Here is a 20,882-nt window from a genome sequence, read left to right as displayed (position 1 = left end):
CACATGTCCCGCTTCGTCTTCAGCCTCATCAAGCCGTACCGCGCCTGGCTGGTGATCGTGTTCGCGGCGATGATGGTCGAGATCGTGATGAGCCTTGCGGCACCCTGGCCGTTGAAGCTGGTGCTCGACGATGCGCTGGGCAACCACCACCTGCCGAAGTGGCTCGAATGGGCGCACCAGATGGGCATCGGGCGCCACACGCTGGGCGTCGCGCTCTTTGCCGGCCTGGCCACGCTCGCCATCGCCGTCATCGGCGGCATTGCGACCTACATCGACAACTACTACACCACCAGCATCGGCCAGTGGGTGGCCAACGACCTGCGCCTGCGCATCTACGAGCACATGCACCGTCTGTCGCTCGCGTTCTACGATACCGCCAAGACCGGCACGCTGATGTCGACCATCACCAGCGACGTGTCCACAGTGCAGAGCTTCACGTCATCGTCCACGCTGGACATCATCGTGGACATCGTGACCATCATCTTCATGCTGGGCCTGATGATCTGGCTCGACTGGGACTTCACGCTGATCGCGGTGGCGGCGATGCCCTTCCTGCTGCTCTTCATCTTTCGCTTCAAGAAGGCGGTGCAGGGGGTCACGCGCGAAGTGCGGCAACGCCAGAGCGAGATCGTTGCGGTGGTGCAGGAAGGCCTCGGCCAGGTGCGCGCGGTGAAGGCCTTCGGCCGCCAGGACCTGGAGGTGGCGCACATGGTGGCGGCGAGCCACGCATCGACCGAAGCGGCGCTGCATGCGCGGCGCATCAAGTCGCTGTTGTCGCCGACCGTCGCCGTGGTGGTGGCGGCCTGCACCGGCATCGTGCTGTGGAAGGGCACGGCGCTCATCGTCGCGGGCACCATGACGGCCGGTGCGCTCACGGTGTACCTGGCCTATCTCAACAAGTTCTTCAAGCCCGTGAAGGACCTGGCGAGCATGGCGAGCACCATCGCGCAGACGACCGTGGCGCTCGAGCGCATCCAGAAGATCCTCGGTGCGGACGACATCATTCATGAAGTGCCCGATGCGACGGACCCCGGCCGGGTGGCCGGCGAGATCACCTTCGAGCACGTCGCCTTCGGCTACGGCAAGGATGACCTGGTGCTGCGCGACGTGTCTTTCTCCATCAAGCCGGGGCAGGTCGTCGGCTTTGTCGGGCCGACCGGCAGCGGCAAGTCGACCGTCGTGAGCCTGATGCCGCGCTTCTACGACCCGAGCGGCGGCCGTGTGCTCATCGATGGCGTTGACATCAGCAAGCACAAGCTGGCCGCCCTGCGCTCGCAGATCGGCTTCGTGCTGCAGGAGACGGTGCTGTTTCGCGGAACCATCGGCGAGAACATCGCCTACGGCAAGCCCGGTGCCAGCAAGGACGAGATCGTGGCAGCCGCCAAGCTCGCGAATGCCGACGAGTTCATCAGCCGCATGCCGCACGGCTACGACTCGGCTGTGGGTGAGCGCGGCGGCACGCTGTCGGGCGGCCAGCGCCAGCGCATCGGCATTGCGCGCGCCATCATCCGGAACAGCCCGATCATGATCCTGGACGAGCCCACCGCCGCGCTCGACACCGAATCCGAAAAGCTCGTGATCGAAGGGCTGACCCGGCTGATGAAGGGCCGCACCGTGATCATGATTGCGCACCGCCTGAGCACCATCAAGGACGCCGACAAGATCATCGTGCTCAAGGACGGCTACGTGGTCGAGGAAGGCTCCAACGACGAGTTGATTGCGCGGGGCGGCGTGTACGCCGAGCTGCACCGCATCCAGTACGAAACCCAGGCCACGCCAGTGGTCGAAACCGCGTGAGGCCACCATGTCGCATCAGTTGATCGTCCTGCCCGACGACACGGCCAAACCCATCGTCGACGCCATCCACGCGGCGAAGACGGCGCTGAACATCCGCATGTTCCTCTTTACTGACGAAACGCTCATCAAGGCGGTGGTGGCGGCCAAGGAGCGGGGCGTGAAGGTGCGCGTGATGCTCAACCCCGCGCGGCGCAGCGGCGAGGTCGAGAACGAGGCATCGCGCAAGACGCTGACGGACGCCGGCATCGAGGTGCGCGACAGCAATCCGAAGTTCGACCTCACGCACCAGAAGTCGATGGTGGTCGATGACCGCATCGGCTTCGTCGAATCGCTCAACTGGGAGCCCAGGGACCTGACGGAAACGCGCGACTACGCCGTGATCACCACCCACGGCCTTGAAACGAGCGAGATGGTGGCGTGCTTCGACGCCGACTGGGCGCACCAGGAATTCACCCCGCACCCCGACTCGCCGCTGATCTGGTGCCCCGACAACGGCCGCCAGCGCGTCGCGGCTTTCATCGATGGCGCAACGGAGTCGCTGTGGGTGCAGAACGAGCGCTACCAGGACATGGTGATCATCGAGCGGCTGGTGCGCGCGTGCATGCGCGGCGTCAAGGTGCACATCCTGACCAAGCCGCCGCACTCGCTGAAGGCCGACAAGCTGATCGAGGGCGTCGGCGGCCTGCGCATCCTGCAGGACGTGGGCGCCAAGGTGCACACGCTCAAGCACCTGAAGCTGCACGCCAAGATGATGCTGGCCGACGGCAAGCGGGCCATCGTCGGCTCCATCAACCTGGCGCCGGGCAGCTTCGATGGCCGGCGCGAACTGGCCATCGAGACGGACCACGCCGGCACGGTTCAGCGCCTCGAAGAGACCGCGCGGCGCGACTGGGAGTCATCGCACCACATCGACCTGAGCGATGCGGGCCTGCTGCACGACCTGCAAAAGCGCGCGCTGGATCCGGACAAGCTGGTGCTCGACAAGACCCAAACCCAGGTTCCCGGGAAGAAACAACATCACAAACCGAAAGGGTGAACATGCCGAGGTTCCAAACACTGTTGCTGCCCGCGATGGCAGCGCTGATGGCGGCTGGCTGCGCGTCGGGCCCGCCCTTCATCGACCAGATGCAACCGGAGGCCATCAGCATGGCCGAGCGACGCGGCCAGTTCGAGATGAACTGCCCCGCGGCCAAGGGTGAAGTGCTGTCGCGCGAAGTGGTGCAACCGGTGGTGCAATCGTTCCGCTTTGGCGGCGTGGTGCGGGACGAGTACACCGTCGGCGTGGCGGGCTGCGGCAAGCGGACGACCTATGTCGTGATCTGCCCGGAAGTGGGCGGGTCGACTTGCTTTGCGGCGGGGTCGCGGCAGTGAAGCAGGGAGCCAGCATGCGCAACCATTGCACCGCAGCCATTGTTGTCTTGGGCGCCATCGCCAGCGGGTGCGCCAACTACCAGGCCCCCGCGCCGCTCATCGGCGGCTTCATGTCGCCGCAGCGGTCACGCACCGCCTGCGTCGACGCCGTTGCCCGCTACTACAAGGTGCCCATCGAAGGCGTGAAGGCGCTGGGCGATGTGGGCACCATGAAGGATGACATCTACATCGTCACCCTCAGCCCGGGCGGCGGACTCCCCAATGCCGCTTGCACCGTCGACACGAACGGCGCCGTTTCCGAGGTCATCCGGGCTCGCTGAACGGGGTGCGCCGTGTGCACCAATTTCAGAGGGAACCCATGGCCGACTCCCCACTCACCGATGCTGAAGGTGTTGTCCGGGTCACAGAGCTCAGCGAGGGCGAAGCACTGCCAGACACGGCGCAGCTCATGTCGGGTGGTGGAATGCCATGACAAGGCCGTCAGGATGACGTCACGCGCTGCAAATCAAGGATCGAGTTCGATGAAGAGGGCAAGAGCATCACGGTGACGACGCCGGGCAACAACAGGGTCGTGGTGAGCGACGCAGGCAAATCCGTCTCGCTGCACGATCAAAACGACAACAAGGTCGAGCTCAACGCCAACGGCATCACCCTCAGCAGTTCCACCGACATCAGCCTGGTGGCCGTGGGGCAGACCGTGGTCAAGGGTGCCATGGTGATGATCAACTGAGCGCCTCCTTCAGGGATACCCCGATGCCCTGTTGCCGGCCGCCGTGGTTGGCGACAGCGCTTCTTGCGCGGGCCCACCCGACGCGATCGTCAAGGGCTCGGCGACCGTGATGATCGGTGGCCGCCCTGCGGCGCGCGCGGGCGACACTACGGCCCACGGTGGCAGCATCGCGATGGGTTGGCCCACGGTGACCATCGGCGGCTGATGCCGCTGCGAAGGAACCGGCGCCGACATTGAACCTTGGTCGCATTTGTGCATTCCAATGCTGCGGTGCAAGTTTTTCCGGCCATCCAAGGAGATCCGCCATGCCCTCCCTTTGCCGAAGCGCGCTGCTCTCGCTGCTGGCGGCTGCGCTGCCGCTGGGTGCCCACGCCACCCTGGGAGGCGCCGCATCCAGTGTGGACGCCGACGTCGCGCAGTTGAACGGGGCGCGCAGCATCACACAAGCGGGCGCCTGGAACGTCCATGAAATCACGCTGGCATCGGGCACGGTGCTTCGGGAATTCGTGGCGCAGGACACGCAAAAGGTCTTCGCCGTCGCCTGGCAGGGGCCCTTCCTGCCAGACCTCAAGCAAGTGCTCGGCGAGCACTTCGACGAGATGGTGAAGGCGTCCAGCGGCGCGAACGCCGGCCGCTCCAGCCTGTCGGTGCAGACGCCCGGACTGGTCGTTCATTCGGTCGGCCGCATGCGTGCCTATTCGGGCCAAGCCTGGCTGCCGGGCCAAATGCCGCAAGGAGCACGCGTTGAAGACATTCGCTAGCGCCTTGCGCCTTGCCGCCATCCTGTGCGCCCTGGCGCTGGCCTCCTGCGGCGGGGGCGGTGGCGGAAACAGCTCGGGCGGCGGCACGCCTTCCGGTCCGCCCTCCGCAAGCCTCGGTCCGGCGCAAGGTGTGAACGAGGCCCTCATCACCGTGGGCAACGGCCCCGACGGGCCCAACACCAAGATCAACGTTCCTTTCGTCAGCGTCCAGGTGTGCGCTCCGGGCGGCGGCGCGTGCCAGACCATCGACCACGTGATCCTCGACACCGGTTCCACCGGCCTTCGGATCGTGGCATCGGCGCTGAACAACCGCAAGGCGCTCAAGCAGAGCCTGGATGCGACGAACCGGCCTTTCGCGGAGTGCGCGCAGTTCGTGAACGGCTTCGCATGGGGCTCGGTCAAGGTGGCCGATGTGCGCATGGCAGGGGAGGTCGCGTCGTCGGTGCCGATCCAGGTGATCGGCGACCCGGACTTCCCGAACATCCCGACCTCGTGCTCCAACGTCGGTGGGCCGATGAACACCGTCGACAGCTTTGGCGGCAACGGATTGCTCGGCGTGGACGCGTTCCGCCAGGATTGCGGCCGCGACTGCGCCAACACCACCATCCCGGGCGCCGCCATTCCGGGCACCTATTACGCGTGCGCCTCCGGCGCCAGCTGCGTATCGACGCCCATTCCTCTGGCACAACAGGTCACGCACCCGGTCTCGCTGTTTGGGTCGGACAACAACGGCGTGATGATCCAGCTGCCCGACATTTCGACGGGCGGCGACGTCAATGTCACCGGCCTGCTGGTGTTCGGCATCGGCACCCGCAACAACAACGCGCCCGGCAGCGCGAAGGCGTTCGGCCTCGATGGCACGGGCGGTTTCACCACCGTCATCAATGGGCAGCGCTATCCCGGCAGTTTCATCGACAGCGGTTCCAACTATTTCTTCTTCAATACCTCGCAGATTCCCACCTGTAACGTGGGTGGAACCGGCTTTTACTGTCCCGCATCGCCACAGTCGCTCAGCGCGGTGGTGCAAGGCGCAAACGGTGCGAACGCCACCGTCGACTTCAGTATCGTCAACGCGAGCACCGCCCTGAGCAAGAATCGCGCGGCGAGCGCGTTCAAGAATTTAGGTGCGCCCCTGCAGGGCTACCCGGGATTCGACTGGGGCCTGCCGTTCTTCTACGGGCGCAGGGTGTTCGTGGCGCTGGATGGCGCTTCGACACCGGTGGGGACGGGGCCGTACGTCGGGTTCTGAGCACGCCAGATACCCGCGTCAAGCCTGCTAGGCCCGTGCCTCGAACACGAGGTTGAACGGCGTCTGCGCAGCACGCCGGAACCGGCCGAATCCTCCTTCGCGCACGACCTTTCCAAGGCGTTCCTCGCCGGCTTGCGCGCCGAGCCCGAGGCCCACTTCCTGCGACAGCGAGCAAGGCGTGCAGATCATCGTCGACGCGGAATAGAAGATGCGTCCGACCGGATTGATGTTGTCCTCCAGGCGATCGTTGGCAAAGGGCTCGACGATCATCCACGTGCCGTTCGGCGCCAGCGTCTCGCGCACGTGCCTGGCGGCGCCGACCGGATCGCCCATGTCGTGCAGGCAGTCGAAAAACGCCACCAGGTCGAAGTCGCGACCCGGATAGGTCTTGGCGCCGGCCACCTCGAAGCTCACGCGATCGGCGACGCCGGCCGCTGCGGCGCGCTCGCGTGCCGCCGAGATCGACGGCTCGTGAAAGTCGTAGCCGATGAAAGTCGAACGCGGATAGGCCTGGGCCAGCACGATGGTCGACGCGCCAAAGCCGCAGCCCACGTCGGCAACCCGCGCGCCGGCTTGCAAGCGTTCGCTCATGCCGTCGAGGGCCGGAATCCAGCTCGGTTCCAGGCTCGCGTTGTAACCCGCGCGGAAGAAGCGCTCGGTGCCGGTGAACAGGCTCGGGTGGTGTTCGTGCCACCCGAGGCCGGTGCCATCGCGGAAAGCCTTCTGCACCTTGTCGATGTCCAGGAACATCGACATCAGGCATTCGAATCCGCCGACCATGAAGGCCGGGCTGCTGTCGTCGGCCAGCGCCAACGCCGCTTCGGGCGAGAAGGTGTAGGTCTGCGCTTTCGGGTCGTAGTCGACGAAGCCGCTGGCCGCCTGCGCGTTGAGCCATTCCAGCGCGTAGCGCAATCGGAGATGCGTTTTTTCGCTGAACTGGTCGACCGTCAACGGCCCGGCACCAGCCATCGCCTTGTACAACCCGAGCCGGTCGCCAAGGATCACCAGTGGCGCACTGGCCATCGCGCCGAACTCTTCGACCATCCTGCCGAGCAGGGCATTGAGCTTGTTTTCGTCGATCTGCTGCATGGCATCGCTCCTGTAGACGGCGTGGCGGCGCGCGCATGAACGCGTGGCCAACGGCACGCCGGGACTTGCACTTCCAGTTCCCTTTCGGTCGAAGGATCCGTCGCGTGCCTGGGGAGTCCGCGGAGGGTCCGAGACCTTGTCGAGGCCAATGCAAAAAGGCCGGAGGGAGGTGCTCTGCGAGCAATCCTTGAAACGGTCTGTTTGCGATGGTCCCGTTTCAAATTCGTGCCCTGACGCCTGACGGTTACGTCGATGCGCAAAAAAAGGGCCTTGCGATGGCCCGGACGTTGGCTTGCCCTCAGTCGAAACTCAACAGCACCTTCATCGCCTGCGACCGGTCCGCCGCCAACGCAAAGGCGCGCGCCGGATCGCGGTAGGAGACCGTGGCCGAAATCAGCGGCTTCACGTCGACCAGGCGCTTGTTGAGCAGTTCCACCGCCGTCGCAAATTCCTGGTGAAAGCGGAACACACCACGCAGGTCGAATTCCTTGGCGACGATGGCGTTGATCGGCAGCGTCATCTCGCCGCCCGAGAGGCCCAACTGGACGATGATGCCGCGCGGTCGCAGCACCTCGAAGGCGCCACGCAACGCACGCTCGTTGCCGCTGGCTTCGAACAGCACGTCGAACTGGCCCTTGTCCACCGCAAAGCGTGCCAGGCCATCCGGCTCTTCGGCGATGTTGACGACCTCGTCGGCGCCGACCTTGAGCGCCTTGCTCAATGGATACGCCCCCATGTCGGTCGCCACGATATGCCCGGCACCCGCGCGCCGCGCCGCGATGATGGCGAGCGCGCCGATCGGGCCACATCCCGTGACCAGCACCTTCTTGCCCAGCAGCGGCCCCGCGCGGTTGATGCCATGCAGCGCCACCGACAGCGGCTCGGCCATCGCGCCTTCCTGGTCGGTGAGGTGGTCGGCCAGCCGGTGCGCCTGGTACGCGTCCACCACGATCTGCTGGCGAAAGGCGCCTTGCACATGTGGATTGCGCATGGCGCTGCCGTAGTAGCGCATGTCCAGGCAGTGGTTCTGCAGGCCCTCCTGGCAGAAGCGGCACAGGCCGCAGGGCCGGCTGGGGCTCACCGCGATCCGTTCGCCGGGCGCATAGGCCGTGACGCCTTCGCCTACGGCCTCGATGACGCCTGCCACTTCGTGGCCGAGCACCATCGGCTGCTGGATTCGCACCGTGCCGAAGCCGCCGTGCTGGTAGTAGTGCAGGTCCGAGCCGCAGATGCCGCCGCAGCGCACGCGCACGCGCAGCTGTCCGGGGCCAAGCTCGTCCGTTGGAAATTCCTCGACGCGCAGGTCGCCGGGGGCGTGGATGACAAGGGCTTCCATCTCATCTCCTCATCGGGTCATCATCCGCAGCGGCCACATCACGATCTCGGGGAAGACCACCAGCAGCAGCATGACCAGCGTCTGCGCAATCATGAAGGGCATCACGCCCTTGATCGCGCCGCTCATCGGGATCTTGGCAACGCCGCAGACCACGTTGAGCACGGTCCCCACCGGCGGCGTCACCAGGCCGATCGCGTTGTTCATGATGAAGAGCACGCCGAAGTACACCGGGTCGATGCCCGCTTGCTTGAGCACCGGCATCAGCACCGGCGTCATGATGAGCACCGTCGGCGTGAAGTCCAGCGCCGTGCCGACCACCAGCACCAGCAGCATCAGCGCGAAGGTGAGCAACATCTTGTTGCCCATCAGCGGCTCGACCAGATCGGCCAGTTGCTGCGGGATGTTCGCGGTGGTGATCAGCCAGGCCGAAACGCCCGCGGCCGACACCAGGAACATGATCACCGCCGTGGTCTCGGCCGCCCGGTAGAACAGGTGAAAGAGCTGGGCCGGCTTGATCTCGCGATACACGACGAGGCCGACGAAAAGCGAGTAGACGGCCGCGATCACCGCCGCTTCGGTCGGCGTGAACCAGCCCAGCTTGAGGCCGCCGACGATGACGATCGGCAGCACCAGCGCCCACAGCGCCTCGCGCGTGGCGGTGCGCCGCTCTGCCATGCTGCGCCTGGGTTCGCCCTTGACCTGATCGCGCCCGATCGACCAGCGCCAGGCCAGCATGATCGCCAGGCCCATCATCACGCCAGGCACGATGCCGGCGATGAAGAGCTTGGTGATCGACACGCCGCCGGTGACGCCGAACAGGATCATTCCGATCGAGGGCGGGATCACCGGCGCGATGATGCCGCCGCAGGCGATCAGGCCGCAGGAACGGTTCACGTCGTAGCCGGCATTGCGCATCATCGGCACCAGCACCGAGGCCAGCGCCGCCGTGTCGGCCACTGCCGAGCCGGAGAGCGAGGCCATGATGATGGCCGCCATCACCGCCACGTAGCCCAGGCCGCCGCGGATGTGGCCGACCCAGGACATCGCCATGGTGATGATGCGCCGCGTCATGCCGCCGGCGTTCATGAACTCGCCGGCCAGCATGAAGAAGGGCACCGCCAGCAGCGGGAAGCTGTTGGCGCCGTCCCACATGTTCTGGATCACGATCTGCGGATCGGTGACGCCCAGGTAGAACATCATCGACAGCCCGCAGCCGATCAGGGCGAAGGCGACCGGCATGCTCAGGGCCATGAGCCCCAGCAGGGACCCGATGAAGACGAGGATGGTCATGGCTTGCGCCCTCCTTCGATGCGGGCGCGCTGCTCTTCCATCTCGTGCTCGGCCTCCATCGCCTCGGCCATGCCCTCCTCATTCACGTCGATGAGTTCGTCGTCCGGCACTTTGCCCACCAGGAGGCGAACCAGGTTGGACAGGCAGATCAGGCCGATCGCCGTGCCGGTGAGGTAGCTCACGCCGAACACCCACAGCGTGCTGATCTGGGCCACCGGCGAGGCGGTCTCCTTGATGATGTCGTGCTGCAACCAGGTGCCGTAGACGATGTAGATGCAGCACACCAGCATGATGGCCTGGCTGATGCCCCAGCACACGCGCCGGCCGAACACCGGCAGCGCCTGCACCAGCATGTCCACCCCCAGGTGCGCCCGGCGCCGCATGCCGACGATGGCGCCCAGGAAGGTCATCCACACGAAGGCGTAGCGCGGTATTTCTTCGGACAGGTCGATGCCGGTGTTGAAGAACAGCCGCAGCACGACGTTGCCGAACACCATCACGAGCATCACGATCATGCACAGGACCATGACGACCTCCAGCGCGCGCGTCAGGGCGTCTGCCAGGGCTTTGAGTGGCTTTGTCATAGGGATCCCAATGGGTTGGGGTGGAAAAGGGGAGGCCGGCGGGCGACGCTATTGCTGCCGCCGGCAATGCATGCCGCGCGAGTGGGGCGGCCGGATTACTTGCTCGCGGTGCGGGCCTTGGCGATCTCGTCGTAAAAGCCCTTGACGAACTCGTCGCCGATGATGGGCGAGAACTTGGCAACCACCGGCTTGACCTTCTCCTGCATGCGCGCCAGCTCGGCCGGGCTCATGGTGTTGACGGTGACGCCGGCCTCCTTGAACTTGGCGATCACCTCGGCGTTGCCTTCGTCCAGGAGCTTGCGCTGGTACAGGCCCGCCTCGACCGCGGCCTTCTTGATGCCTTCCTTGTCGGCCGGCGAAAGGGTGTCCCAGAACTTCTTTGAAGCCACCATCGCCACCGGCGTGTAGACGTGGTTGGTCACCGAGATGTACTTCTGCACTTCCTGCATCTTGTTGGCGTACATGTGCAGAAGGGGGTTCTCCTGGCCGTCGAGCGCCTTGATCTCAAGGGCAGGGAAGACTTCCGCAAAGGCCATGGGCACGGCGTTGGCGCCAACGGTCTTCCATGTGTCCAGTGCGACGGGGTTGGCCATCACGCGGATCTTCAGGCCGTTGACGTCTTCCAGCTTCGCGACGCTGTGCTTGCTGTTGGAGAGGTTGCGAAAGCCCATGCCGGTCCAGGTCAGGCCCACCAGCCCGGTCGGCTCGATCTTCTCGAAAATCTTCCTGGACGATGCGCCGTCGAGCACCGCGTAGACCTCGCGGTCGTTCTGGAACATGAAGGGCAGGTCCCAGACCTGCACTTCCTTCACGCGGGTGGACAGCGGCGCCAGGGTGCCGATGTAGAACTCCTGCGTGCCGGCCTGCACCGCCTGCAACTCCTTCTCGTCGCTGCCCAGCACGGCGCTGGAGTAGGTCGTGATCTTGACGTTGCCCTTGGTGTAGGTGCTGGCCAGTTCGGCGAACTTCTTCATCGCGACCGCCTGCGGGTGGGTGTCTGGCATGGCGTGGCCGAGCTTGGCCTTGACTTCGGCCAGGGCGGTGCCGCTGGCCAGGCAGATGGCGGCGGCCGCCAGCGCGAGCTTGTGGAAGGTGTTGGTGCGTTGACGGGTGCTCATGGATGTCTCCTCGGATCGGGTGGGTTGAGAGCGAAAAAGGGGTTGAAGGCGGCTACCACTCGGCGACGCTGCCATCGGCGTGGCGCCAGACCGGGTTGTGCCAATCGGGCGGGTTCTGGCTGGCGTGGATCACCCGCTCCTCGTCGATCTCCACGCCCAGCCCCGGCTTGGGCAGTGCGTGGATGTGGCCTTCGTCGATGCGGAAGTCGTCCTTGTTGATGACGTAGTCCAGCAGTTCGGCGCCGCGGTTGTAGTGGATGCCCATGCTCTGTTCCTGCAGCACCGCGTTGTGCGCCACGAAGTCGACCTGGAGGCAGGCCGCGAGGGCGACGGGGCCCAGCGGGCAGTGGGGCGCAAAGGCCACGTCGTAGGCCTCGGCCATCGATGCGATCTTGTGGCACTCGGTGATGCCACCCGCGTGCGAGAGATCGGGCTGCAGGATGGCAATGCCGCCTTCCTGCAGCACGCGCTTGAACTCGAAGCGCGAATACATGCGCTCGCCGGCCGCCAGGGGGATCGACGTGGCGGCCGCGAGGCGCGGGTAGTGTTCCGCCTGTTCAGCCAGCACCGGCTCCTCGACAAACAGCGGCCGATAGGGCTCCAGCGCCGCAAGCAAAGGCTTGGCCATCGGCGCCGACACGCGACCATGGAAGTCCAGCCCGAAGCTCACGCTCATGCCGAGCGCATCGCGCACGCCGGCGATCTTGGCCACGGCTTCATCGACCGCACGCGGCGAATCGAGCACGGCCATCTCTTCGCAGCCATTGAGCTTGAAGGTGTCGATGCCGCCTTCGAGCAGGCGCCGCATGTCGTTGACGATGTCGCCAGGCCGGTCCCCGCCGACCCAGCTGTAGACCTTCATGCGGTCGCGCACCTTGCCGCCGAGCAGTTCGTACACCGGCACGCCCAGCGCCTTGCCCTTGATGTCCCACAGCGCCTGGTCGATGCCGGCGATCGCGCTCATCAGGATGGCGCCGCCGCGGTAGAAGTTGCTGCGGTACATGGTCTGCCACAGGTCGTTGATTCGCGACGGGTCCTTGCCGATCAAGGTCTCGCCGAACTCCTGCACCGCGGTCTCGACGGTGCGCGCGCGGCCTTCGATGACCGGTTCGCCCCAGCCGGTGATGCCTTCGTCGGTCTCGATCTTCAGGAACATCCAGCGCGGTGCGACGCGGTAGGTGCTCAGGCGGGTGATCTTCATGGCCTTGCCTTCAGGGCGTTTGCAGCGTGCCGTCCACAAGCCGCGTCTGCGTCCACTTCGTCACGACGTTCTCGCACGGGTACTTCGCGGCGGCGCGTTCGTCGATGTCGACGCCCAGGCCTGGCTTGTCGTTGGCGTAGACATAGCCTTGGCGGAATTCGGGCAGTCCGGGGAACACCTCGAGCAGCGCATCGCGCGGGCCCTTCAGGTCCTGGATGACGAAGTTGGGCGGCTCGGTGCCCGACCACTCCTGCACGCCGAAATTGCGCGCCGCCAGGTCGATGTGGATGTTGGCCGCGTGCGCCATCGGCGACATGTCGCCGGGGCCGTGCCATGCCGTGCGCACGCCGAACTGCTCGGCAAAGATCTGGAGCTTGCGCCCCGGCGTGATGCCGCCGATCTGGCTCAGGTGCACGCGGATGAAGTCGATCAACTGTTCGCTGATCAGCGTCTTCCACTCGCTGGGGTTGTTGAACAGCTCGCCCTGCGCCAGCGGGATCTTCGTCTTCTCGCGCAGCTGGCGCAGCCACTTGCCCTCTTCGAGCGGGATCGCGTCTTCGAGGAAGAACAGGTCGAACTGCTCCATCTCGCAGGCGAAGCGGATCGCGTCGACGGGCTGCAAGCGTTCGTGCACGTCATGGCACAGCTGTACGTCGAAGCCGACCTTGCTGCGGATGCCTTCGAAGAGCTTGAGCGTGTCGCGCATGTATTTGCGGCTGTCGAGGTACACGCCGTCTGCGGCACCCGCCGGTGCGCTGGTCGGCGCGGCGCCGAAGCCCCCGCCGCCATAGCCGCCACTCTGGCAGCGCACGTGCGTGATGCCCTGTGCGCGGTACTTCTCGATGTTGTCGCACAGTTCGCCCAGGTCCTTGCCGTCGGCATGGCGATAGATCGGCACGCCTTCGCGCACCTTGCCGCCGAACAGCTGGTACAGCGGCATGCCGGCCATCTTGCCCTTGATGTCCCACAGGGCCATGTCGACGCCGGAGATGGCGTTGTTTTCCACCGGCCCATTGCGCCAGTAGGCGTTCTGGTGCATCAGTTGCCAGAGCTCTTCGATCGCAGTCGCATCACGGCCGACGAGCAGCGGACGAATGTATTCCTCGAGCAGGCACTGCACCACGCGGTGGCGGTAGGCAAAGGTTGCGCAGCCCAGTCCGAAGAGGCCTGGCTGGTTGGTCTCGACCTTCACGACGATCAGGTTGATGCCTTCGGGCGCCGTCAGGATGACCTTGACGTCGGTGATGAGGGTGGCCATGGCGCCCTTACTTCTGGATGGTCAGGCCGCTGAGCAACTTCTTGAAGTAGTCAGACTGGCTGTTCATGAAGGCCTTGAACTGGTCGCCGTCCATGTAGGCCGGCTGCAGGTTGGCCTTGAGCAAGGCTTCGCTGAAGGCGGGGTCTTGCGCCGTCTTGCGGGTGGCTTCGCGCAGGTAGGTCACCACTTCCGGTGGCGTGTTGAGCGGAACGCCCAGCCCGCGCCACGTGCCGATGACCAGGTCCGTTCCCTTTTCCTTGAAGGTGGGCACCTTGTCGTAGGGTGGTGGCAGGCGGCGGTCCGCCATCGAGATCAGCACGCGCACCTTGCCTGCTGCAACGAAGGAGCCGATCTCCGCCGGGCTGACGGCGATGGCGTCGACGTGACCACCCGCCAGCGCCATGACGCTGGGCGATGCGCCTTGATAGGGCACGTGGTTGAACTTGACGCCGGTCTTTTCTTCGACGGCGGCTGCGGCGAGGTGCCAGATGGTGCCGCTGCCTGCGTTGCCCATCGTGACGCTGCCGGGCGTCTTCCTGGCTTGGGCCAAGAGGTCGTCGATGGACTGGAATGGAGAATCCGCACGCACCGCAATCAGGCCCGGGTCGCCGTTCAGGCGGGCCAGCGGGATGAAGTCGTTGGTCGTGACCTTGGTCATGCCCAGGTGCGGAATGATCGCCAGCTCGGAGATCAGCACGCCGACCTTGTAGCCGTCCGGCGCCGCGCGCTGCACTTCGGTCATGCCGATGCCGCCGCTTGCGCCCGGCTTGTTGCTCACCACGATGGGCTGGGTGATGTACTTCTTGGAGACTTCGGCGAAGAGGCGCGCCATGACGTCGGTGCCGCCGCCGGCGGAGGAGGGCACCACCATCTCGATCGGATGGTTGGGATAGTCAGCCGCTGCAGCCAGTGGGGCCTGCGTCGTCGCTGCGACGGTGAGGATGGCGGCAAGCGCCGCGCGAAACTGCTTCATGGGAGTCTCCGTTTGTGAGAGGGGGTGATTGGCCTGGCGACGCGCTTCAAAGCACGGCCAGCATGCCGCCGTCGACATAGAGGATCTGGCCGTTGACGTAGTCGGAGGCCGCGGATGCGAGGTAGATGGCCGTGCCGCCAAGTTCATCGGGCCGGCCCCAGCGGCGCGCCGGCGTGCGGGCCTTGACCCATGCGTCGAACTCCGGGTTCTGCAGCAGGGCGGTGTTCATCTCGGTCGCCATGTAGCCCGGGCCGATGGCGTTGGCTTGGATGCCGTGCTGCGCCCATTCAGCCGCCATGGCGCGCGTGAGCATCTTGATGCCGCCCTTGGCCGCGGTGTACGGCGCCACGGTGGCGCGGGCCGCTTCGCTCGTGAGCGAGCCGATGTTGATGACCTTGCCGCCGGACTGGCGCGCGATCATGCGGCGGGCGGCTTCGCGGCCGACCAGGAAGGCGCTCGTGAGATTGGTGCGCAGCACCTTGTCCCACTCGTCCACCGAGAGGTCGACCAGGAGCTTGCGCAACTGGATGCCCGCGTTGTTGACCAGGATGTCCACCGCAATGCCGCGCGCGTCGAGTTGATCGAAGGCTGCGCAGACGGCGGCGTCGTCGGTCACGTCGAAGTGGGCCGTCTCGACCTGGTGACCCTTGCCGCGCAGCGATTCGGCGCTCTGTGCCAGTCGCTCTACGTCGACGCCGTTGAGCACGACGCGTGCGCCGGCCTGTGCCAGGGCCTCGGCAATTCCGTGACCCAGTCCGCGTGAGGAACCGGTGACCAGGGCCGTACGGCCGGAGAGGTTGAACAGTGGGTGGGACATCGGGTGTGTTCGTTGGTGTGGTGGGTTCGAAGAATACGGTGATATTTCACAATATGTTTAGGCGTTTACCCTGACGCAAGTCGAGTGGTCCGATCTCCACCATTTCCCTTGTGAATTCACCTGAAACTGGCCGAAATTCTGTGAATTCCGTTGCATATCACGATATGCTCAATGCCTTGAAGTGTCGCGGCATGTCGCCGCCGCCAGCGTCAAGAAAACCTTTATGGCAACGTCCACCCGCCCCCGCGCGAAACCCGTAACTGTTGTCAGGGAAGAACCCACCAGCCAGGAGCCGCAGCGCCGCCGCACGCCAGTCAGCCTGGCCGATGCCGCCTACGACCGGATCGAAGAGTTGCTGGTGAACTGCGAGCTCAAGCCGGGGCGCTTCCTCGCAACGCACGACCTGCAGAAGCTCACAGGCTTCGGCCGCACGCCGGTGCTCCAGGCCGTCACCCGGCTGGCAGCAGACACCTTGCTCGTTGTCGCGCCACGGCACGGCGTGCAGATCGCGCCGGTCGACCTCACGCGCGACCGCGTGCTGTTGCGCTTGCGGCGCGACATGGAGCGCTTCGTGATTCGCCTGGCCACCGAGCGCTCAGGCGCGTCGCAGCGCAACCAGATGCTGCACCTCAAGCGCCACTTGATCGAGCGCCGCGGCGAGCTGAACCTCGACCAGTTCAACCAGGTCGATCGGCGAATCGACAAGCTCTTCATGGCGGCTGCCGGCGAACCTTTCGTGGAAAGCACGCTGCGTCCGCTTCACACCATCTTCAGGCGATTGGGTTGGATCTATCACACCCAGACCGGACGGGGCGTCAACCTGGACGACACGGTCGACGGCCACGTTGCCGTCATCGAGGCCGTGGCCGACGGCCAGGTCGACAAGGCGATCGCCGCGTCGGACCATCTCATGGATTTCGTGGAAGGCATGTTCGACGTGCTCGAGCGCGAAGTCTCGCCAACGCTGCTGGACTGCAGCCTGGACATGCTCGATGACACCTTCACGGAAGGCGCGGCCCTGGCAAGGCTCAAGGCTTGAGAGCAAGTAGCCGACGGGTCGGCGCTGGCTGGCTTGGCAAGTGGCTGCTTTTGAGCAGTTAGAGGCGCCATCCGCTGCCCAGGACTCCGGCAATCGCGTCGAGCGCCTCCACGGCCCCCATCGGCAGCCCCACGTCATGCGGCGTCGGCACCGTCGATTCCCGCGGGTTGATTCGTATGAGCCGTCCGCGGCATGCGTGGACCACGCGCTGGCTGAAATGGCGAACCGAGGGAATGGCGGTGCCCGCACCCAGCTCGATGACCACGGGTCGGGTGACCGACGCGAGCCATCGTTGCATCCGCAGGGCCTGCGCCTGCTCGCGCGCATCGATCCATCCGCCGTCGCCGAACATGAGCACGTTGGGCCGCGCCATGCCGCCGCAGCGGGGGCACACGGGGGCTGCATTGAGGAGCCGGCACGCTGCTTCGTCGACCTCCGGGGTGAAGCCATCGGCACTCCAGATGTCGTCGCTGCAGGGCTGCAGGCACTGCAGGTGATGAATCGATCCGTGGCACTCGTGGACGCTGTCGGCATCGAAGCCTGCGCGCTGGAAGTGCCCGTCGACGTTGCTGGTGAACACGGCTCGGCCGAAAAACATCTTGTCGCCCCAGTGCCGCAGCAGCGCAAAGCCGGCGTGCGGCGCGGTGCGGCGGTACAGGTTCAGCCGATGGCCGTAGAAGCCCCAAGCCAGCGCAGGGTCCGCCTCGAACGCCGCGGGAGAGGCAATCCGGTGGAACTCGATCCCTGACCTGGCCAATGCCGGATAGGCGCGCCAGAAGCCCTCCGTCCCCCGGAAGTCGGGCAGGCCCGAGTCCACGCCCATGCCGGCACCGGCGGCGACGATCAGGCCGTCGGCTTGCCCGATGAGGGCAGCGGCGCGTTCGAGCAGCGGGTGGAAGTCATTGGGCACGTGATGGTCCTTTCCTTGGTGCTGAGGGTTTGTTCCTGTCCCCGGTTTTGTCGGCCATCCATCATGATCGCCGTCGGGCCAACGGGCATGGCCAAAGAGGTGACGAATCATGACTTCGATGGATGACGCGCAAGACGCTGCGCCGGCAACGCCATCCGCTTCGCCGCGCGTGGCGGTGGTGACCGGCGGGGCGAAGGGCATCGGCTTTGCGACGGCACAGGCCTTCGCCCGCATCGGCGTGCGGCCCATCCTGTTCGACCGCGACGACAACGCACTGGACGCGGCCTCGCGCACCCTGGCAGAGCAAGGCGTCGAGCACCTCGTGCACGCCGTCGACATCACGCGCGAGCCGGGCGTCGACGCCGCCTTCGCCGGGGTGATGGCGCGCTTCGGCCGCATCGACGTTCTCGTGAACAACGCCGGCATCGCGCTGCGTCATCCCACCATCGACATGCCGCTCGCCGACTGGCAAGCCGTGGTCGACGTGAACCTCACGGCCGCCTTCCTGTGCAGCCGGGCCGCCGCACGGCTGATGATTCCGCAGGGTGGCGGCGCGATCGTCAATGTCTCCTCGATCATGGGTCTCTCAGGCGGCGGGCTCTACCCGAACGTGTCTTACCAGTCGACCAAGGGCGCTGTCGTCAACATGACGCGCGCACTGGCCGTGGAGTGGGCGGCGCAGGGCATTCGCGTCAACGCCGTGGCACCGACCTGGGTGCGCACCGAATTGACCCAGGGCTTGTTCAGCAACGCCGAACTCCTCAAGCGCGTGCTCGACATGACGCCGATGCGCTGCCTGGCCGAACCGGCCGACGTGGCCGATGCCATCGTGTTCCTTGCCTCGGACAAGGCACGGATGATCACGGGCCACACCTTGCCCGTGGACGGCGGTTTCCTGGCGCAGTAGCAGGCGCGTGCGGGATTCAGGTCAACGCCGAGCGCGCATGCGCTTCCCGCGCCGACTTCATCCCGTGCTCGATGAATCCCTTGGCGTGACGCGCCAGGTCGCCGCCGTCTTCCCACAGGTTGCGCCAGATCCCGAGGATGCCCTGCAGCTGCTTGTTGACCACCGCCGAGGAGAAGGATTCGAAGGTGATCGGTCCTTCATACCCCGCCTTCGCCAGCCCCCTGAAGACGCGGTCGAAGTCGATGTTGCCGGCGCCCAGGTAGCCGCGCCCCGATTCGCCGATGTGGAAGTAGCCCATCATGTCGCCGGTGTCGATCAGCGCCGATTCGATGTCGGCTTCCTCGATGTTCATGTGGTAGGTGTCCAGGTGCACCTTGACGTTGGGCAAGCCCACGCGCCGCGCGAAATCGACCGCCTGGGCGGCCGTGTTGAGCACGTTGCTTTCGTAGCGGTTGACCACCTCCAGCCCTATGGTGATGCCGTGCTGCGCCGCATGCTCGCCAATGCGCCGCAACACATCGACGGAGCCTGCGATGCCCGCTTCGGTCGGTGGCTCGAAATACTTCTGGAAGGCCGAATACAAAATGCCGCAGACATGCGTGGCGCCGATGTCGCGCGCCACGGAAAGCACCTGCATCAGCCGCGCCTGGCCGCGCGCCTGCTTGTCCGGGTCGCCGCTGGAGATGTCAGTGGCGGCGTCGAGCCCAAGCGACATGGTCGTGCCCAGCTGGTACCGGTCGAGCATCTTGCGCGTGAAGGCGCTGTCGATGGATGACGGGTCGAGCGCGGGAATCTCGATCAGGTCGAAGCCGATCTCTGCCGTCTGCGCGATGGTGCGCTCGCATTCCTCATGGCTCCAGCCGCCCACCCAGACCAGCGCATGCACACCGAGCTTGTTCATGGTTCGCGTCTCCTTGCTTGTGTTGAAGGGGCTATCGCTTTGACTGCCGCGTGGCGAGACGGTGCACGACCCGCCTCGAATCCAGATAGAGATCGAGATAGTCGCGATAGAGCGCGTCGTAGCCGGGCCGCAGCGCCGCCGCCGGCTCGATGACGCGTCCCGGCCGCACCCACTCGTCGATCTGGTCGCGCTGGAGCAGGCCCGCCGCGCAGCCTGCGAGGAACGCGTCGCCATAGCACGCGCCCACGGTGACGGTCGGCACCTCTTGCCGCAGGCCCGACACGTCGGACACGATCTGCAGCCAGGTATCGGTCTGCGCACCGCCGCCCACGGCCACCACGCGCCCGACGTGGGCGCCCAGGTCCGCCAGCGTCTCGACGTTGTGCCGCACCCCGCAGGCAACACCTTCCAAGATGGCACGGAACATCTGGTCGCGCGTGTGCGCCAGGCTGAGACCGGCCATCAGGCCGCGCGCCAGCGGGTCGTTCAGCGGAGTGCGCTCGCCGCTGAAGTAGGGCAGGAACACCAACCCGCCCGCGCCCGGCGCCACGCGCGCCGCCGCGTCGAACAGCGCGTGCGCGTCGCCCTCGGGCAGGTCGCGCGCGAGCTGGTCCTGGAACCAGCGCGTGAGGCTGCCGGTCGTGCCCATGCCGGCGGCAAGATTGAACTGCCCGGGCCACGCACCCGCCACGGTCCACACGCGCTCGTCGGGCGTGGGTGCCGACTGCACGAGGATGAAGAAGGTCGTGCTGCCGTACATGATCATCAGGTCGCCCGGACGCACGACGCCCACGCTGATCGCCTCGCTCAAGGCATCGACCGCGCCCACGGCCACGGGCGTTCCGGCGGCAAGGCCCGTGGCTTGCGCGGCAGCGTGCGTGACGGTGCCCGCCACTTCATCGCTCCAGCCGGGCGACGGCAGCATCCACACCGGCGCGACGTGTTCGGCATGCCGCGAGTCCCATTGGCCGGTGGCCGGGTCGTACAGCGGCATGAAATGGCTGGCGGTGTGGCGGTCGATGCGGTGCTCGCCCGTCAGGCGCCACGTGAGGTAGGCGCTGGCGGTCGTGAGCCGATGCGTGCGCTGCCACACATCAGGCTCATGCTTGCGCAGCCAGCGGATCTTCGGGCCGATGGCCTGGCTGGTGTGGCTCATGAGGGAGAAGCGCAGGATCCCGTCGCGGCCGATCAGCGCGTCCAGCTCTCCGATCTCATCGGTGGCGCGCACGTCCACGCCGTACAGGATGCCGGGGCGAAGCGGGCGGCCTGCCTCATCCAGCGGCAGCAGGCAGGGGCCGATGGCGCTCACCGCCACCCCGGCGACATCGCTGCCGCGCCAGGGCGAGCCGTCCAGGAGTTGCATGCACAGGCTGCACAGGTCGTGCCACCAGACGGCATCTGCGTCCTGCTCGACGTGGCCGGGCGCGGGCGTCGAGATGCCGTGCGGCACGACGGCCGTGCGCAGCACCTCGCCCGCAGGCGTGACCAGCGCGGCCTTGCTGCTGAAGGTGCCGACGTCGATGCCGAGCAGAAGCGAACTCATGGAGCCGC

22 protein-coding genes are annotated in these 20,882 nt (G+C 66.1%); 10 read left to right on the top strand and 12 right to left on the bottom strand.

The genetic code is table 11. The features are described from left to right. Positions 1–3 precede the first annotated feature (3 nt). The 8 genes from QTI66_RS16065 to QTI66_RS16030 all read left to right on the top strand — a co-directional run bounded on the left by QTI66_RS16065 (position 4) and on the right by QTI66_RS16030 (position 5,908). Positions 4–1,797, top strand: coding sequence for an ABC transporter ATP-binding protein (locus QTI66_RS16065; RefSeq protein ID WP_286560790.1), 1,794 nt, complete (start codon positions 4–6; stop codon positions 1,795–1,797). A 7-nt stretch (positions 1,798–1,804) separates the two neighbouring features. Continuing rightward, complete coding sequence (locus tag QTI66_RS16060) at positions 1,805–2,833, top strand: phospholipase D-like domain-containing protein (protein ID WP_286560789.1); 1,029 nt, start codon at positions 1,805–1,807, stop codon at positions 2,831–2,833. Positions 2,834–2,835: 2 nt separating this feature from the next. Then, positions 2,836–3,168: a hypothetical protein gene (locus QTI66_RS16055; RefSeq protein ID WP_286560788.1), complete on the top strand. Its 333-nt coding sequence runs from the start codon at positions 2,836–2,838 to the stop codon at positions 3,166–3,168. A gap of 14 nt (positions 3,169–3,182) precedes the next feature. Then, the gene (locus QTI66_RS16050) at positions 3,183–3,488 is read left to right on the top strand and encodes a hypothetical protein (protein WP_286560787.1); all 306 of its coding nucleotides are present in this window, start codon (positions 3,183–3,185) and stop codon (positions 3,486–3,488) included. Positions 3,489–3,712: 224 nt separating this feature from the next. After that, complete coding sequence (locus QTI66_RS16045; RefSeq protein ID WP_286560786.1) at positions 3,713–3,898, top strand: hypothetical protein; 186 nt, start codon at positions 3,713–3,715, stop codon at positions 3,896–3,898. Positions 3,899–3,929: 31 nt separating this feature from the next. Further along, positions 3,930–4,103: a PAAR domain-containing protein gene (locus QTI66_RS16040; protein WP_286560785.1), complete on the top strand. Its 174-nt coding sequence runs from the start codon at positions 3,930–3,932 to the stop codon at positions 4,101–4,103. Between the two features lie 100 nt (positions 4,104–4,203). Next, positions 4,204–4,659, top strand: coding sequence for a DUF2844 domain-containing protein (locus tag QTI66_RS16035; RefSeq protein ID WP_286560784.1), 456 nt, complete (start codon positions 4,204–4,206; stop codon positions 4,657–4,659). After that, complete coding sequence (locus QTI66_RS16030) at positions 4,643–5,908, top strand: DUF3443 domain-containing protein (protein ID WP_286560783.1); 1,266 nt, start codon at positions 4,643–4,645, stop codon at positions 5,906–5,908. The genes QTI66_RS16035 and QTI66_RS16030 overlap by 17 nt, the downstream gene beginning before the upstream one ends. A 27-nt stretch (positions 5,909–5,935) precedes the next feature. On the opposite strand, the gene QTI66_RS16025 is transcribed toward QTI66_RS16030, so the two are convergent. From QTI66_RS16025 to QTI66_RS15985, 9 genes are all read right to left on the bottom strand, one after another. Further along, positions 5,936–6,997 (bottom strand): class I SAM-dependent methyltransferase, encoded by a 1,062-nt coding sequence (locus QTI66_RS16025; RefSeq protein ID WP_286560782.1) that lies wholly within the window; start codon positions 6,995–6,997, stop codon positions 5,936–5,938. 298 nt (positions 6,998–7,295) lie between these two features. Further along, positions 7,296–8,333 (bottom strand): L-idonate 5-dehydrogenase, encoded by a 1,038-nt coding sequence (locus QTI66_RS16020; protein ID WP_286560781.1) that lies wholly within the window; start codon positions 8,331–8,333, stop codon positions 7,296–7,298. 9 nt (positions 8,334–8,342) lie between these two features. Then, a complete protein-coding gene (locus QTI66_RS16015) occupies positions 8,343–9,623 on the bottom strand; it encodes a TRAP transporter large permease (RefSeq protein ID WP_286560780.1) in 1,281 nt (426 codons plus the stop codon). Further along, entirely contained in the window at positions 9,620–10,207 is a 588-nt protein-coding gene (locus tag QTI66_RS16010) for a TRAP transporter small permease (RefSeq protein WP_286560779.1), read from the bottom strand. Before QTI66_RS16010 ends, QTI66_RS16015 begins: the two co-directional genes overlap by 4 nt. Before the next feature lie 95 nt (positions 10,208–10,302). Further along, positions 10,303–11,325 (bottom strand): TRAP transporter substrate-binding protein, encoded by a 1,023-nt coding sequence (locus tag QTI66_RS16005; protein ID WP_286560778.1) that lies wholly within the window; start codon positions 11,323–11,325, stop codon positions 10,303–10,305. 52 nt (positions 11,326–11,377) lie between these two features. After that, positions 11,378–12,526: a galactonate dehydratase gene (gene dgoD, locus QTI66_RS16000; protein WP_286560777.1), complete on the bottom strand. Its 1,149-nt coding sequence runs from the start codon at positions 12,524–12,526 to the stop codon at positions 11,378–11,380. A 10-nt stretch (positions 12,527–12,536) separates the two neighbouring features. Beyond that, complete coding sequence (locus tag QTI66_RS15995; RefSeq protein ID WP_286560776.1) at positions 12,537–13,784, bottom strand: enolase C-terminal domain-like protein; 1,248 nt, start codon at positions 13,782–13,784, stop codon at positions 12,537–12,539. 7 nt (positions 13,785–13,791) lie between these two features. Next, positions 13,792–14,757 carry a tripartite tricarboxylate transporter substrate binding protein gene (locus QTI66_RS15990; RefSeq protein WP_286560775.1) on the bottom strand — a complete coding sequence of 322 codons (966 nt, stop codon included), beginning with the start codon at positions 14,755–14,757 and terminating at the stop codon, positions 13,792–13,794. 46 nt (positions 14,758–14,803) lie between these two features. Further along, positions 14,804–15,574, bottom strand: coding sequence for an SDR family oxidoreductase (locus QTI66_RS15985; RefSeq protein ID WP_286560774.1), 771 nt, complete (start codon positions 15,572–15,574; stop codon positions 14,804–14,806). A gap of 223 nt (positions 15,575–15,797) precedes the next feature. On the opposite strand from QTI66_RS15985, the gene QTI66_RS15980 reads away from it, so the two are divergent. Then, positions 15,798–16,613, top strand: a complete 816-nt coding sequence (locus QTI66_RS15980; protein WP_286560773.1) for a GntR family transcriptional regulator — start codon at positions 15,798–15,800, stop codon at positions 16,611–16,613. 58 nt (positions 16,614–16,671) lie between these two features. Here QTI66_RS15980 and QTI66_RS15975 read toward each other — a convergent pair whose 3' ends face one another. Beyond that, entirely contained in the window at positions 16,672–17,523 is an 852-nt protein-coding gene (locus QTI66_RS15975) for an SIR2 family NAD-dependent protein deacylase (RefSeq protein ID WP_286560772.1), read from the bottom strand. Between the two features lie 109 nt (positions 17,524–17,632). On the opposite strand from QTI66_RS15975, the gene QTI66_RS15970 reads away from it, so the two are divergent. Beyond that, entirely contained in the window at positions 17,633–18,430 is a 798-nt protein-coding gene (locus tag QTI66_RS15970) for an SDR family NAD(P)-dependent oxidoreductase (RefSeq protein ID WP_286560771.1), read from the top strand. A gap of 16 nt (positions 18,431–18,446) precedes the next feature. Here the strand turns inward: QTI66_RS15970 and QTI66_RS15965 are convergent, their stop codons facing one another. Further along, entirely contained in the window at positions 18,447–19,331 is an 885-nt protein-coding gene (locus QTI66_RS15965) for a sugar phosphate isomerase/epimerase family protein (RefSeq protein ID WP_286560770.1), read from the bottom strand. 31 nt (positions 19,332–19,362) lie between these two features. Further along, positions 19,363–20,874, bottom strand: a complete 1,512-nt coding sequence (locus QTI66_RS15960; RefSeq protein ID WP_286560769.1) for an FGGY-family carbohydrate kinase — start codon at positions 20,872–20,874, stop codon at positions 19,363–19,365. Between the last annotated feature and the right edge of the window lie 8 nt (positions 20,875–20,882).

This window comes from Variovorax brevis (assembly GCF_030317105.1).
GTDB lineage: Bacteria > Pseudomonadota > Gammaproteobacteria > Burkholderiales > Burkholderiaceae_C > Variovorax > Variovorax brevis.
The sequence above is the reverse complement of the archived record's forward strand: the minus strand, read 5'-3'. Positions and strand labels throughout refer to the sequence as shown.